Source organism: Bacillus sp. JZ109, assembly GCF_053903135.1.
Map to the genome: position 1 here is coordinate 229,103 of NZ_CP096388.1, position 14,539 is coordinate 243,641.

General features: G+C 48.0%; 14 protein-coding genes. 11 read left to right on the plus strand and 3 right to left on the minus strand.

Going from position 1 to position 14,539, the window contains the following annotated elements; translation table 11 throughout:
* Positions 1-253 precede the first annotated feature (253 nt).
* The 5 genes from cydA to M1D94_RS01245 all read left to right on the plus strand — a co-directional run bounded on the left by cydA (position 254) and on the right by M1D94_RS01245 (position 7,003).
* Positions 254-1,660, plus strand: coding sequence for a cytochrome ubiquinol oxidase subunit I (gene cydA, locus M1D94_RS01225; RefSeq protein WP_003243795.1), 1,407 nt, complete (start codon positions 254-256; stop codon positions 1,658-1,660).
* A complete protein-coding gene (cydB, locus tag M1D94_RS01230; protein WP_456270385.1) occupies positions 1,644-2,660 on the plus strand; it encodes a cytochrome d ubiquinol oxidase subunit II in 1,017 nt (338 codons plus the stop codon). Before cydA ends, cydB begins: the two co-directional genes overlap by 17 nt.
* Positions 2,660-4,363 carry a thiol reductant ABC exporter subunit CydD gene (gene cydD / locus M1D94_RS01235; protein ID WP_167568432.1) on the plus strand — a complete coding sequence of 568 codons (1,704 nt, stop codon included), beginning with the start codon at positions 2,660-2,662 and terminating at the stop codon, positions 4,361-4,363. The genes cydB and cydD overlap by 1 nt, the downstream gene beginning before the upstream one ends.
* Positions 4,360-6,087 carry a thiol reductant ABC exporter subunit CydC gene (gene cydC / locus M1D94_RS01240; RefSeq protein ID WP_282627177.1) on the plus strand — a complete coding sequence of 576 codons (1,728 nt, stop codon included), beginning with the start codon at positions 4,360-4,362 and terminating at the stop codon, positions 6,085-6,087. Before cydD ends, cydC begins: the two co-directional genes overlap by 4 nt.
* An 85-nt stretch (positions 6,088-6,172) precedes the next feature.
* On the plus strand, positions 6,173-7,003 hold the full coding sequence (locus M1D94_RS01245) for an NAD(P)H-hydrate dehydratase (protein WP_003227282.1): 831 nt from the start codon (positions 6,173-6,175) through the stop codon (positions 7,001-7,003).
* 14 nt (positions 7,004-7,017) lie between these two features.
* Here M1D94_RS01245 and M1D94_RS01250 read toward each other — a convergent pair whose 3' ends face one another.
* Entirely contained in the window at positions 7,018-8,391 is a 1,374-nt protein-coding gene (locus tag M1D94_RS01250) for a cytosine permease (protein WP_032725108.1), read from the minus strand.
* 211 nt (positions 8,392-8,602) lie between these two features.
* On the opposite strand from M1D94_RS01250, the gene sigY reads away from it, so the two are divergent.
* From sigY to M1D94_RS01280, 6 genes are read left to right on the plus strand one after another with little or no spacing between them, the layout of a single operon-like run.
* On the plus strand, positions 8,603-9,139 hold the full coding sequence (sigY, locus tag M1D94_RS01255) for an RNA polymerase sigma factor SigY (RefSeq protein WP_003243678.1): 537 nt from the start codon (positions 8,603-8,605) through the stop codon (positions 9,137-9,139).
* Positions 9,132-9,452, plus strand: coding sequence for a YxlC family protein (locus M1D94_RS01260; protein ID WP_021480964.1), 321 nt, complete (start codon positions 9,132-9,134; stop codon positions 9,450-9,452). The genes sigY and M1D94_RS01260 overlap by 8 nt, the downstream gene beginning before the upstream one ends.
* Entirely contained in the window at positions 9,449-9,655 is a 207-nt protein-coding gene (gene yxlD, locus M1D94_RS01265; protein WP_014481311.1) for a sigma Y negative regulator YxlD, read from the plus strand. Before M1D94_RS01260 ends, yxlD begins: the two co-directional genes overlap by 4 nt.
* Positions 9,652-9,840, plus strand: coding sequence for a sigma Y negative regulator YxlE (gene yxlE / locus M1D94_RS01270; RefSeq protein WP_003227293.1), 189 nt, complete (start codon positions 9,652-9,654; stop codon positions 9,838-9,840). Before yxlD ends, yxlE begins: the two co-directional genes overlap by 4 nt.
* Positions 9,841-9,846: 6 nt before the next feature.
* Positions 9,847-10,734: an ABC transporter ATP-binding protein gene (locus M1D94_RS01275; RefSeq protein ID WP_032725109.1), complete on the plus strand. Its 888-nt coding sequence runs from the start codon at positions 9,847-9,849 to the stop codon at positions 10,732-10,734.
* The gene (locus tag M1D94_RS01280) at positions 10,731-11,507 is read left to right on the plus strand and encodes an ABC transporter permease (protein ID WP_032725110.1); all 777 of its coding nucleotides are present in this window, start codon (positions 10,731-10,733) and stop codon (positions 11,505-11,507) included. The genes M1D94_RS01275 and M1D94_RS01280 overlap by 4 nt, the downstream gene beginning before the upstream one ends.
* Here M1D94_RS01280 and M1D94_RS01285 read toward each other — a convergent pair.
* Both M1D94_RS01285 and katX read right to left on the minus strand, forming a co-directional pair.
* Complete coding sequence (locus M1D94_RS01285; protein WP_032725112.1) at positions 11,504-12,706, minus strand: MFS transporter; 1,203 nt, start codon at positions 12,704-12,706, stop codon at positions 11,504-11,506. The two genes, M1D94_RS01280 and M1D94_RS01285, sit on opposite strands and share 4 nt — an antisense overlap.
* Before the next feature lie 104 nt (positions 12,707-12,810).
* Positions 12,811-14,454, minus strand: a complete 1,644-nt coding sequence (gene katX / locus M1D94_RS01290; RefSeq protein WP_032725113.1) for a catalase KatX — start codon at positions 14,452-14,454, stop codon at positions 12,811-12,813.
* Positions 14,455-14,539: the final 85 nt, after the last annotated feature.

Sequence of the window (14,539 nt, forward strand, 5' to 3'; positions counted from 1 at the left end):
GCGGGACTTTTTAGGTATTTTAGGCTTTATTTTTGAAATGAATCGTTGTAAAGTACTTAATATGAACCAGTCAGAGATTGTGTCATTTGGTCAGTCTGGCAATCTTGCATCATATTGGATGACTTTTTGACACATTTGTGAAATATTGAGCAATATTTTTTTCGTCTATTTTGTGAATTACTGATCAAAGTCTCGGTTCTATTTGTGAAGTAGTGAGCAAATTACAGTTTTAACCGGAAATGGAGGAGAAAGCATGAGTGAATTGGTATTAGCCCGCATACAATTTGCATCAACAACGTTGTTTCACTTCTTGTTTGTGCCGATGTCTATCGGGCTTGTGTTTATGGTTGCGTTGATGGAGACTCTTTATCTTGTAAAGAAAAATGAGCTGTATCTCAAAATGGCAAAGTTTTGGGGACACTTATTCTTAATAAATTTCGCAGTCGGTGTTGTAACAGGGATTTTGCAAGAATTCCAGTTTGGACTGAACTGGTCTGATTACTCCCGTTTTGTCGGAGATGTATTTGGCGCGCCGCTTGCGATTGAAGCATTATTGGCGTTTTTCATGGAGTCTATTTTTATCGGATTATGGATTTTTGGCTGGGACCGCCTGCCGAAGAAAATTCACGCTCTCTGCATATGGCTCGTATCATTCGGAACGATCATGTCATCTTTCTGGATTTTAACAGCAAACTCCTTTATGCAGGAGCCAGTCGGCTTTACGATCAAAAACGGCCGCGCGGAAATGAATGATTTTGGCGCGTTGATTACAAACCCTCAGCTTTGGGTTGAATTCCCGCACGTCATTTTCGGTGCGCTTGCCACTGGAGCTTTCTTTATTGCCGGAGTGAGTGCTTTTAAACTGCTGAAGAAAAAAGAAGTGCCGTTCTTTAAGCAATCTTTTAAACTCGCAATGATCGTCGGCCTTTGTGCCGGTCTTGGCGTCGGCCTTAGCGGACACATGCAGGCTGAGCACTTGATGGAATCACAGCCGATGAAAATGGCTGCAAGTGAAGGCCTATGGGAAGACAGCGGTGACCCTGCTGCTTGGACCGCTTTTGCGACGATCGATACAAAAAATGAAAAAAGCTCAAATGAAATCAAAGTTCCTTATGCCTTGAGCTACTTGGCTTATCAGAAATTCAGCGGAAGTGTCAAAGGGATGAAAACCCTTCAGGCTGAGTACGAAAAAATATACGGTAAAGGCGACTACATTCCGCCAGTGAAAACGACATTCTGGAGCTTCCGTATCATGGTTGGCGCAGGCGTTGTCATGATCCTTGCTGCGTTAGGCGGCCTCTGGTTAAACCGCCGCAAAAAGCTTGAAAACAGCAAATGGTATTTGCGCATCATGATCGCTTTGATTTCCTTCCCGTTTCTTGCGAATTCCGCGGGCTGGATTATGACAGAAATCGGGCGTCAGCCTTGGACGGTCATGGGCTTGATGACAACAGCTCAATCCGTGTCGCCTAACGTAACAGCGGGTTCCTTGTTATTCTCAATCATCGCATTCGGTGTGATGTACATGATTCTGGGCGCGCTGCTTGTCTTCTTGTTTATCCGTGAGATTAAAAAAGGTGCGGAGCATGATAATCATCATGATGTGCCTGTATCAACAGATCCATTTAGTCAGGAGGTATACCATGGCATCTCTTCATGATCTTTGGTTTATACTCGTTGCTGTATTGTTTGTAGGATTCTTCTTTTTGGAAGGCTTTGATTTCGGGATCGGCATGGCGACCCGTTTTCTTGGCCATAATGAATTAGAACGCAGAGTGCTGATCAACACGATCGGGCCGTTCTGGGACGCGAATGAAGTCTGGCTTTTGACTGGCGCAGGCGCCATTTTCGCGGCATTCCCAAACTGGTATGCAACGATGCTGAGCGGTTATTACATTCCGTTTGTCATAGTGCTGCTTGCGTTAATGGGCCGCGGGGTCGCGTTTGAGTTCCGCGGCAAGGTGGATCATTTAAAATGGGTAAAGGTTTGGGACTGGGTCGTTTTCTTCGGCAGTCTGATTCCTCCGTTTGTGCTTGGTGTGCTGTTCACGACATTATTCCGCGGGATGCCGATTGATGCCGACATGAACATTCACGCACATGTATCTGATTATATCAATGTATATTCTATACTTGGCGGTGTGACAGTAACACTTCTTTGCTTCCAGCATGGATTAATGTTTATCACGCTGCGTACGATTGGTGATTTGCAAAACCGCGCCCGGAAAATGGCGCAAAAGATAATGGGTGTTGTTTTTGTAGCGGTTCTTGCCTTCGCGGCCCTTTCTGCGTATCAGACAGACATGTTTACACGCCGCGGCGAGATTACCATTCCGCTCGCTGTTTTGATTGTCATCTGCTTTATGCTCGCGGCTGTATTTATTCGCAAGAAAAAAGACGGCTGGACATTTGGGATGACAGGCGCTGGTCTGGCGCTGACCGTGGGAATGATCTTTATTTCCCTATTCCCCCGCGTAATGGTCAGCTCGCTTCATAGCACATACGATTTAACAGTAGCTAACGCTTCTTCCGGAGATTATTCGCTTAAAGTCATGTCAATTGCAGCATTAACGCTACTGCCGTTCGTCATCGGCAGCCAGATCTGGAGCTATTATGTCTTCCGGAAGCGCGTCAGCCATAAGGAGCCTATGACTTATTAATGGGAAAAGACCTGTTTCGATATAAAGGAATGAAGCGGATTCTCACCGTGATTACTTGTTTAACGCTGATTCAGACAGCTGCCATTATTATGCAGGCAGAGTGGCTGAGTGAGGCCGTAACCGGACTGTTCAACGGGAAGGGCATTACCTCTCTTTTTCCGGTGATCAGCTTTTTCCTCATCGCTTTTATCGCCCGGCACGGGGTGACGGTGGCGCGACAGAAAATCGTCTATCAATACGCCGCTCGGACAGGAGCAGATTTGAGGAGAAGTTTTCTTGATCAGCTGTTCCGATTAGGCCCCCGCTTTGCAAAGAAAGAGGGGACGGGGCAAATGGTGACGCTGGCGATGGAAGGCATCAGCCAGTTCCGCCGCTACCTGGAGCTGTTTCTGCCGAAAATGGTCAGCATGGCGATTGTGCCTGCGGCGGTTGTCATTTATGTGTTTTTTCAGGATCGCACATCAGCCATCATTTTAGTGGCGGCTATGCCGATTCTGATCATCTTTATGATTCTCCTCGGCCTTGTCGCGCAGAGAAAAGCGGATCGTCAGTGGAAATCCTATCAGAGACTTTCCAATCATTTTGTTGATTCTCTTCGCGGGCTGGAGACATTGCGTTTCCTAGGTTTGAGCAAGTCACACAGCAAAAATATTTTCTATGTGAGTGAGCGGTATCGCAAGGCAACGATGAGCACACTCCGGGTGGCGTTTTTGTCATCATTCGCCCTCGATTTTTTCACGATGCTGTCGGTGGCGACAGTCGCAGTATTTCTGGGCCTGCGCCTTATTGACGGCGATATTTTGCTTGGCCCCGCTTTAACGGCGCTTATTCTGGCGCCTGAGTATTTTTTGCCGGTGCGGGAAGTGGGGAATGATTATCATGCAACGCTGAACGGCCAGGAAGCAGGAAAAACCATTCAAGAGATTTTGTCGCAGCCAGGTTTTAAAGAAGAGACGCCGCTTCAGCTCGAGGATTGGTCCGATCAGGATGAGCTGAAGCTGTCAGGCGTGTCAGTCGGCCGTTCGGTGTCTGATATTCATCTCTCATTTAAGGGCAAGAAAAAAATCGGCATTATCGGTGCAAGCGGCGCCGGAAAATCAACATTAATTGATATTCTCGGCGGATTTTTGGAGCCGGATGGCGGGATGATTGAGGTTAATGGTACAAGCCGGTCCCATTTGCAGGACGGCAGCTGGCAGAAGAACCTTCTGTACATCCCCCAGCATCCGTACATTTTTGATGATACGCTTGGCAATAACATTCGCTTCTACCACCCAAGCGCTTCGGCAGAGGATACAGCCCGTGCTGCTGCGGCGGCGGGACTGGCGGAGCTGGTGGATAGCCTTCCTGAAGGATTAGAGGGGCGGATCGGGGAAGGCGGCCGGGCGCTCAGCGGCGGCCAGGCACAGCGTGTCGCGCTGGCCCGCGCCTTTTTGGGAAACCGTCCGATCCTGCTGCTGGATGAGCCGACCGCCCATCTTGATATCGAAACAGAATATGAAATAAAAAAAACGATGCTGGATTTATTTGAGGATAAGCTTGTCTTTCTCGCGACTCACCGCCTTCACTGGATGCTCGATATGGACGAAATTATCGTGCTGGACGGAGGCAGGGTTGCGGAAATCGGGACACACAATGAACTGCTGGAGAAAAACGGTGTGTACACCAAACTCGTGAAGGCACAACTGGGGGAAAGAGCATGAAGAAAGAAGAATGGATTTTGCCGTATATCAAGCAAAATGCCCGCCTGTTTGTTCTGGTTATCTTTTTGGGCGCGGTGACGATTTTTTCTGCTGCTTTTCTCATGTTCACCTCAGGGTTTTTGATTTCTAAAGCGGCGACAAGGCCGGAAAACATTCTGCTCATTTATGTGCCGATTGTCGCAGTGCGCACCTTTGGGATTGCGCGCTCTGTATCGCGATATGTGGAACGGCTCGTCGGGCATCACATCATTTTGAAAATCGTATCCGACATGCGCGTCCGCCTTTACAATATGCTTGAGCCGGGTGCTTTGATGCTGCGTTCCCGTTTTCGCACGGGGGATATGCTCGGCATTTTGTCTGAGGATATTGAGCATTTGCAGGATGCTTTCTTAAAAACGATTTTTCCTGCGATCTCAGCCTTGTTCCTGTATGCTGTGTCAGTGATAGCGCTTGGCTTCTTCTCTTGGCCGTTTGCCATATTGCTTGCGCTTTATTTGTTTGTTCTTGTTGTATTGTTTCCGGTTGTGTCTTTGCTCGTAACGAGAGCGAAGAATGCGAAGCTGAAAAGCGGGCGGAATGTGCTGTACAGCCGTCTGACAGATGCTGTGATGGGTGTCAGCGACTGGATGTTCAGCGGACGCCGGCATGCTTTTATTGATGCTTATGAAAAAGAGGAACATGATTGGTTTGAGCTTGAACGGAAAAAACAACGCTTTACAAGATGGCGGGATTTTGCTGCGCAATGCCTTGTCGCCGGCCTTATTTTGCTGATGCTGTTTTGGACGGCGGGACAGCAAGCAGACGGCGAGCTTGCTAAAACAATGATTGCCGCTTTTGTGCTAGTGGTGTTTCCGTTGACGGAAGCCTTTTTGCCGCTTTCGGATGCCTTAGGCGAAGTGCCGGGCTATCAGGATTCTATCAGACGCATGAACAAGGTGGCTCCTCAGCCGGAGGCGTCACAAACAGAATCAGGGGCTCAAATGCTCGATCTTCAAGATGTCACCTTGGCCTTTCGTGATGTGACGTTTTCTTATGATTACAGCAGCCAAGTGCTTGACAACTTTTCCTTTACGCTGCGCCAAGGAGAAAAAATGGCGCTGCTCGGCCGAAGCGGCTCTGGGAAATCAACATCGCTTGCATTAATCGAGGGCGCCTTGAAACCGGACTCCGGTTCTGTTACGTTAAACGGAGTGGAGACAGCGCTGTTAAAGGATCAGATTGCGGATGCGGTGGCCGTGTTAAATCAAAAACCGCACCTGTTTGATACAAGTATTTTGAACAACATCAGGCTCGGAAACGGAGAAGCAAGCGACGAGGATGTGCGCCGCGCCGCAAAGCAGGTCAAGCTGCATGACTACATTGAGTCATTGCCTGACGGATATCATACCTCTGTACAGGAAACGGGCATCCGTTTTTCCGGTGGAGAGCGCCAGCGGATCGCGCTTGCGAGGATTTTACTGCAGGATACACCGATCATCATCCTCGATGAGCCAACAGTCGGCCTCGATCCTATTACCGAACGTGAATTGATGGAAACGGTGTTTGAGGTGCTGAAAGGAAAAACGATTTTATGGATTACCCACCATCTCGCGGGAGTGGAAGCGGCTGATAAAATCGTATTTCTCGAAAACGGCAAAACAGAAATGGAAGGAACCCATGAGGAGCTGCTGGCGGCAAACGAACGATATCGCCGTCTATATCACCTTGATGTTCCTGTAAAATAGAAGACAGCCCTAAAAGGCTGTCTTTTTTGTTTGAAAAAGAAAAGGGACAGGAAAAATAGGAAAAGAAAGCAGAGGAGGGATAGAGATGAATGTTCCATATTGGACGGAAGAGCATGTAAGGGCCACGCTTCCTGAAAGAGATGCGGAGAGCCATAAAGGCACGTACGGTACGGCTTTGCTGCTGGCTGGAAGTGACGACATGCCGGGGGCAGCGCTGCTTGCAGGGCTTGGGGCCATGCGGAGCGGTCTCGGCAAGCTTGTCATCGGTACATCAGAAAGCGTAATCCCGCTAATTGTTCCTGTTTTGCCCGAGGCGACCTATTGGCGTGACGGCTGGAAAAAGGCGGCGGATGCTCAGCTTGAAGAGACGTACCGAGCCATTGCCATCGGATCGGGCCTTCCGCAAACGGAAAGCGTACAGCAGGCAGTCGATCATGTGCTTACGGCTGATTGTCCTGTTATTTTGGATGCCGGAGCGCTGGCGAAGCGCACATATCCGAAACGGGAGGCCCCCGTCATCCTCACGCCGCACCCGGGCGAGTTTTCCCGAATGACAGGGGTGCCCGTGAACGAATTGCAGAAAAAAAGAGCGGAATATGCAAAGGAGTGGGCGGCTCAGCTGCAGACTGTCATTGTGTTAAAAGGAAACCAAACCGTCATCGCGTTTCCTGATGGAGACTGCTGGCTCAATCCAACCGGAAACGGGGCGCTCGCCAAGGGCGGAACCGGTGACACACTGACGGGCATGATATTGGGGATGCTCTGCTGCCATGAAGATCCAAAGCACGCCATATTAAACGCGGTCTATTTGCATGGTGCGTGCGCCGAGCTCTGGACGGACGAGCACTCCGCTCATACGTTGCTCGCTCATGAGCTATCTGACATCCTGCCCCGCGTGTGGAAACGATTTGAATGATAAAAAAGCTGTCTTCAGAGAGAAGACAGCTTTTCTTGATACCCCGCCCGTTTTTTCAGACGCGGTTTCATTAATGCATAGTAAAGCACAGAAGGCACGGCCAAGCCGATAATCCATGCGATGTCTCCGCCGCCAAACATTTTGGCAAGCGGTCCGATGTAAAAGCTTGTGTTGATAAACGGGATTTCCAGCAAGATAGACAGAACGAACGCAATTGTGGTGATCCAATTGACCTTTCCATAAGGCCCGTTTACGTCGAACATGGCTTTGACTTGATACTTTCCGTGGCGGACGAAGTAGTAATCGACTAAATTGATTGCCGTCCACGGAATTAAGAAATAACTGATGAAAAAGATAAAATTCAAAAACAGTTCCATAAAATTGCTCTGTCCCAGTAGGCTTAAGACTGTGCCGACAAGCGTGACACCCAGGATCATGATGATTCTGACTTTGGGCGTGACTTTTAATTTCAGAAACGGCTCCAGCGTTGTTGTCGTGGACATGAAAGCCCCATACAGGTTAAAAACATTGATTGCCATTTGCCCAAATAGCACAATGATCAGCATAATAAACGAGAAGGGACCGAACAATTGGACAATCTGGCTGCCTGAGTTTGCCGTAAAGTCAGGAAGTGAGGTTGTCAGCAATGCGCCGAGCAGCATCATCCAGATGGAGCTGACAGATGTACCTGCATAGCTGTACCAAAATGTTTTTGAAGCCGGTGTTTTAACTGGCAGATATCTTGAATAATCGGCAACATACGGCGCGTAGGCAAGCTGCCACGTCGCAACAGCGCTGACTGCCACCAAGAAAATTGGCAGATCAATCGCTCCGGGAATCCAGCTGCCTGCCGGAATCGGCAATTGAAAAATGAGAATCGTTGCAGCAAAAAATACAGCAAAAGAGGTCCAAGAAAGGATTTTTTGCATTTTGTGAATCAAATCATGGCCGAAAATGGTGAGTAAAAAACATACGGCGCTTAAGCCTATAATGCTCCATGTTCCCGGGATGGGAACAAAGCTGCTTAAGGTTCCGGCCGCCAGAATCGTGCTGCTTGCGAAGAAACCAAGGTAGATAAACATGACTAAGAAGAGGGGAAGAATCGCTCCGATTACGCCGAATTGGGCACGGCTTTGAATCATTTGCGGGATGCCTAGCTGAGGGCCTTGCGCGGAATGAGACGCCATAAATATGGCACCGATTAAGGTTCCGCAAATAATAGCGGCAACACTCCAAAACAGATTAAGTCCCATTGCAACGGGAATCGTGCCGGTCACTAACGTGGTGATATGCATATTAGCCCCGAACCATACGGGAAATAAATCTTTCGCTTTACCATGTCTTTCTTCATTCGGAATATATTCAATCGTTCGCCTTTCTACTTTCAATGCATCGTCCTCCATATTGGATGTTTTTTTGAAATCGACATAAAGTCATAGCTTAACAGACTATGAGGGGGTTTACAAATAAGGATATGCAGCCAAACGGCCGGGAAGCTTGATCTGTCAATGGCTGAAAAGAATTGTAAAAAAGATGAACGCTTTTGAATCCGGTGTCGTCTCATAAGGCAGAAAAACAAAAAAGGGGGGATGATGGTCATTGGATACACAAGAAGAACAGCGGCTGATACAGCAGGCGAAAGAGGGAAACGACGAGGCGTTTACAGCCCTTTTCCACTATCACTATTCTTTTTTATATAAATATTTGTTAAAGCTTTCCCTTCACCCCGATCTCAGCGAGGAACTTGTTCAGGAAACCTTTCTGAAAGGGTACATCCATTTAAGAAGCTTTCAGGGCCGTTCAAAATTCTCCACGTGGCTGATCTCCATTGCATCGCGGCTCTATCTCGATCACCAGAAAAAGAGAAAGAGAGAATGGAAACGGAATCAGACAGTTACGGAGGAAACAATCCGCAAGATCAAGTGGGACGTGTCGGCGAAAGGGGCAGAGTGGAGCGAAACGCTCGATCTGTTTTCAAAGCTGGACCCTAAACTGCGCACACCAGTTTTATTAAGGCATTACTACGGCTATACCTACGCCGAAATCGGGGTGATGCTTCAAATCAAAGAAGGCACTGTAAAGTCCAGAGTTCATAAAGGGCTCCAGCAAATCAGAAAGGAGTGGGACGATGAATAAAGAAAAGCTTCCTGATCATTTAAAGTCAGAATGGAAAAAAATTGATCAAACAGCCAATCCCTCTATACCGACTCAAAAAGAACTGCTTCACCAGCTGTCACAAATGAAAGCTGAATACAGAAAAAAACTTCTTCAAGAGATCATTTTATTTGTATTTTGTGCGCTGATGGTTGTGAGTGCTGCAATCTTTGCTTTCACTCAAGCTCCTGCTGTGTTTATTGTGCTTCAGGTTTGTGTGCTTGCGGTGCTGCCGATTTTGATTGCGGCTGAGAAAAAAAGGCATCTCGGCGAATGCGAGGTGAAACGCAGATGACACAAACAGAAATTGTCATAACGGTTGCGGCTTATCTCATCGTATTGGCGCAGGGAATCTTTTTATTTATTGATGCGAAAAAACGAAATCGCATGGCATGGATTTGGGGGATTGTCGGACTGATTACAGCACCGATGCCTCTGATTTGTTATTACTTTTTTGTCATTAGGCCAGATCGGAAGAAAAGGGGGATCAAGCAATGAATATTTCTTGGGAAATGATTTTGCCGCTGATTGTATTACAGCTGGCTTTGGCGGTGTTTGCCCTCATCAGCTGTATAAAAGAAGAGCGGACGAACGGGCCAAAGTGGATGTGGGCTGCAATCATCGTATGTATCAATATTATCGGGCCGATTTTGTTTTTTACCGTCGGCAGAAAGCAAAGGTAAGCCGATATGCTGTCTATTGAATCATTATGCAAATCGTACAGGCATCATGAAGCTGTAAAGAATGTCAGTTTTCACGTGAATGAAAATGAGTGTGTCGCACTATTAGGACCTAATGGAGCCGGCAAAACCACGACTCTGCAAATGCTGGCCGGACTGCTTTCGCCAACCTCCGGAAACATTAAGCTGTTAGGAGAAAAAAAGCTGGATCGGCGTTTGATTGGGTACCTCCCTCAGTATCCTGCTTTTTATTCGTGGATGACCGCAAATGAATTTTTGACATTTGCGGGGAGACTGTCCGGCCTTTCGAAGAGAAAATGCCAAGAGGAAATCGGTGAGATGCTGGAATTTGTCGGTTTGCACGAAGCGGCGCACAAAAGGATCGGGGGCTATTCAGGAGGCATGAAACAAAGACTCGGTCTGGCACAGGCACTGCTCCATAAACCGAAGTTTTTGATATTGGATGAACCGGTGTCTGCACTTGATCCGACAGGGCGGTTCGAGGTGCTGGACATGATGCGGGAGCTGAAAAAGCATATGGCCGTTCTGTTTTCTACACATGTTTTGCACGATGCAGAGCAGGTGTGTGATCAAGTGGTGATTATGAAAAACGGTGAAATTTCATGGAAAGGCGAGTTACAGGAGCTGAAACAACAGCAGCAAACGAACGTTTTTACCCTTTCAGTGAAAGAGAAGCTGGAAGGCTGGCTTGAAGAGAAGCCTTACGTCTCAGCTATTGTCTATAAAAATCCGTCCCAAGCTGTTTTCGAGCTGCCTGATATACACGCTGGCCGGTCATTATTAAGTGACTGTATCCGAAAGGGATTGACCGTCACCCGATTTGAACAGAAAACGGAGTCTCTAGAAGACGTCTATCTAAAGGTGGTGCACGCATGAAGGTGATGATGGCGCTATTGCAGAAGGAGTGGCTGGAAGGATGGAAAAGCGGCAAGCTGATTTGGCTGCCGATTGCGATGATGATCGTCGGGCTGACACAGCCGCTGACCATTTATTATATGCCGGAAATCATCGCACATGGAGGGAACCTTCCTGACGGCATGAAAATTAGTTTTACGACGCCCTCCGGGTCTGAAGTGATGGTCAGCACGCTTTCTCAATTCAACACGCTTGGCATGGCTCTGGTCATCTTTAGCGTGATGGGCAGTGTAGCCAATGAAAGAAATCAAGGGGTAACAGCGCTGATTATGTCGCGGCCTGTGACGGCAGCCCATTATATCGTGAGTAAATGGCTCATCCAAAGCGTGATCGGCATTATGTCGTTTGCAGCTGGATACGGGCTTGCTTATTATTACGTTCGGCTGCTGTTTGAGGACGCATCATTCAGCCGCTTTGCCGCAAGCCTTGGCCTTTACGCGCTTTGGGTGATATTTATTGTGACCGCCGGCCTTGCGGGAAGTACGATATTCCGGTCTGTCGGAGCAGCTGCGGCTTGCGGGGTCGGGCTCACAGCAGCCGTTTCCTTTGCTGTTTCACTATTTCCAGATGGTGCGAAGTGGCTTCCAGCTGAGATTTGCAAGCAGGCGGAGCATATCCTTCTTCATGGAGAGCAGGCAGATTTTTTCGGATGGTCACTCACTTTCTCCATTCTGTGCATCATGCTTCTGGCCGTGTTTTCTGTGTGGCGCTTCCGGCGGTATGAAAGCTATTAATTGATCATGTTACGTTTTTGCGCGAGCATCACAAAAAAGGCGGCAAATGCCAGAGACCCGGCTCCATAAAAAACTCCCGCAAGCCCGATAAGCTGTGCGATTTTTCCGGCAAGAAGGGGCCCGAGGAAGATGCCTAGCGCATAAAATGATTGATAAAACCCCATCACTGACATTTTTAAACGGGCAGAACTGATTTCGACGACATGGCTTAGCAGCAGAGGAAAAACGAAGCCGAGCGCCAGCCCAATACAGGCGTGTGTGATGCAAACCGTGAACAATGCAGCTGAATAAGGAACGTATAGCAGACAGACCCCGGTGACTGCGAAACTAATGAGCATCACGGAGTAAGCGATACGGCTTGTAAATCGCAGAAACACAAAGCTTAATGTGGCGGCTGCGTGTGGGAGGAAAAAGGCGCTCATCACCCAAAGCAGCTCCGCGTCGCCCATTCCGAGCTGATTCATGTAAAGAGGCGTAAAACCAAACACTGTGATAAATAATACGGCATGGGCCGTCATAGACAGGATGGTGAAAAGCTTCAGCTTTGGCAGCCGCAATGTATCTTTGATGTACTGATTGACACGAATGGTGTCACGGTTTGCGGGAGGAGCAGACGGATCCTTAATAAAGCAGCAGATCACCAGACCTGCGACCGAGGCTGCCAGCGCCATCCAAAAAGGGACCTGCCTGCCTAAATGGGCTGCCGCAAGCCCGCAGAACACAATGCTGGCAAACTGAGGCATGACGGTAAAAAACTGCATGATGCCCATTGCTTTTGATGCATTGCCATTGTTGAAATAATGTGCGTATAAAATGGTCGCCATCACCCACATAGAAGCAGTGATTCCCGCGAAAAGCCGGGCGGCCAGCACGAAGAAGAAAGAATCAAACATCAGAAAAAGCAGGCTGCTGAGGACGGAAAAGCCGAACCCGGCAATTAACAATTGCTTGCGCAAGGAAAACAGGATGTCTGACACAAGGCCGAGCGGGAATCGCAGAAGGATTTGCGTGACCCCGTAGCTGCCGAGAATGATACCGATTGCGCCATATGAAAAGTGCAGATCCTCCAAATACAGACTGAATACAGGAACGTAAATATAGCCTGAAAACCAGAAACAAAATACCATGCATAAAAAAACGGCGTGATCTAAAGCGCCGATTGTTTTTTTCTGAGGAATCAAGTCCTGCTGTAATTCCATCGTATCTCTCCACCCCTTTCCTTCCAAGTACAACACAATTATTGAAAGCGTTTCAATAGAAAAATAAAAAAACAGGGCTTCTAAAAAAGCCCTGTTCGCTGTTGTTAATACGGATCAGACGGATGGCTCTCCTGTTCAGCCTGCTTTGCAGCCTGTTCCGTTTCAGTTGTGCCGATCGGCCCGTTGCTGTTGTTTTCGGAAACCTTTTTTAGCCCTTCCGCTACGCGTTTTCCGTAGTCAGGATCAGCTTTTGTGAAGTTCTCAATCATTTGATCCTGAATTTCTTTTCGGCACGTAGAAAGCGTATTCACCAAATTCGTAATCAGTTCGTTCCGCTCAAATTCAGTAAATCTCCGGTACGTTTCTCCAGCCTGTCCGAAGTTGTTTGTTCTGTCAATCGCTTCACGCTTTACATCGCCTTCGACATGCGGCGTATGGTCTTTTCCGTCCTGCTTCGCTTCCTTCAGCCCGCCCATAATGGATGGCTCGTAGTTGACGTGCGGGTTTTGTCCTTCTGCTCTATCGACCCGATATTGCATCTGCCCGCCTTCCTGGTTGGTGGCGACATGCTTTTTCGGCGAGTTGATCGGAAGCTGCAGGTAATTTGCGCCTACACGGTAGCGCTGCGTATCAGAGTAGGCAAACGTACGCCCCTGGAGCAATTTGTCGTCTGAAAAATCAAGTCCGTCGACAAGCACTCCCGTTCCAAATGAAGCTTGCTCCACTTCCGCATGGTAGTTTTCCGGATTTTTGTTCAGCACCAATTTGCCGATCGGTTTCCATGGGAAATCGTCTTTATACCACAGTTTTGTTGGATCAAGAGGATCAAAGTCCAGTTCAGGATGCTCATCATCGCTCATGATTTGAGCATATACTTCCCACTCTGGATAATCGCCATTTTCAATCGCGTCATATAGATCCTGTGTGGCATGGTTAAAGTTTTTCCCTTGAATCTCTTCTGCTTCCTTCTGTGTCAGGTTGCGGATGCCCTGCTTCGGTTCAAAATGGTATTTCACGAGAACGGCCTTGCCCTCCTCATTCACCCATTTATAGGCATGTACGCCTGAACCCTGCATTTGCCGGTAGTTGGCCGGAATGCCCCAAGGCGAAAACAAGAAGGTGATCATGTGTGTCGCTTCAGGAGATTGAGAAATGAAATCGAAAATACGTTCACCATCCTGGATGTTGGTCACTGGATCAGGCTGAAATGCATGTACAAGATCCGGAAATTTCAGCGGGTCGCGGATAAAAAAGATTTTTAGGTTGTTCCCGACCAAATCCCAGTTTCCGTCTTCTGTATATAGCTTTACAGCAAAACCGCGCGGGTCTCTCAATGTTTCAGGCGAGTGTTTTCCATGATTCACAGTTGAAAAACGGACAAATGCCGGTGTTTTCTTGCCTTTTTCCTGAAAGAGCTTGGCTCGTGTGTATTTTGAAATCGGTTCGTCTCCGAAGCTTCCGTACGCTTCAAAATACCCGTGTGCACCTGCTCCCCTGGCATGAACAACCCGCTCAGGGATGCGTTCCCGGTCGAAGTGGCTGATCTTTTCGAGAAAATCATAGTTCTCAAGTGTTGTAGGCCCTCTATTCCCGACGGTTCTCACATTCTGGTTGTCAGTAACAGGATGCCCCTGCCTATTCGTTAAGGTATCCTCTGACTCGTTTTTCCCGGATGTCTTGTGGGAAAGCGCTTCCTCGCTCCCTTGGGCATTTGATTGGTGCTGCTTGTTTTGATGATCATCTTTCAATGGTTGGCCCTCCTTTTTTGAACGGTAACAATATTCCCTGAATGGAAAGATTTTAAAACAGCCGTTTTTTTTGATCTGCTTCGGG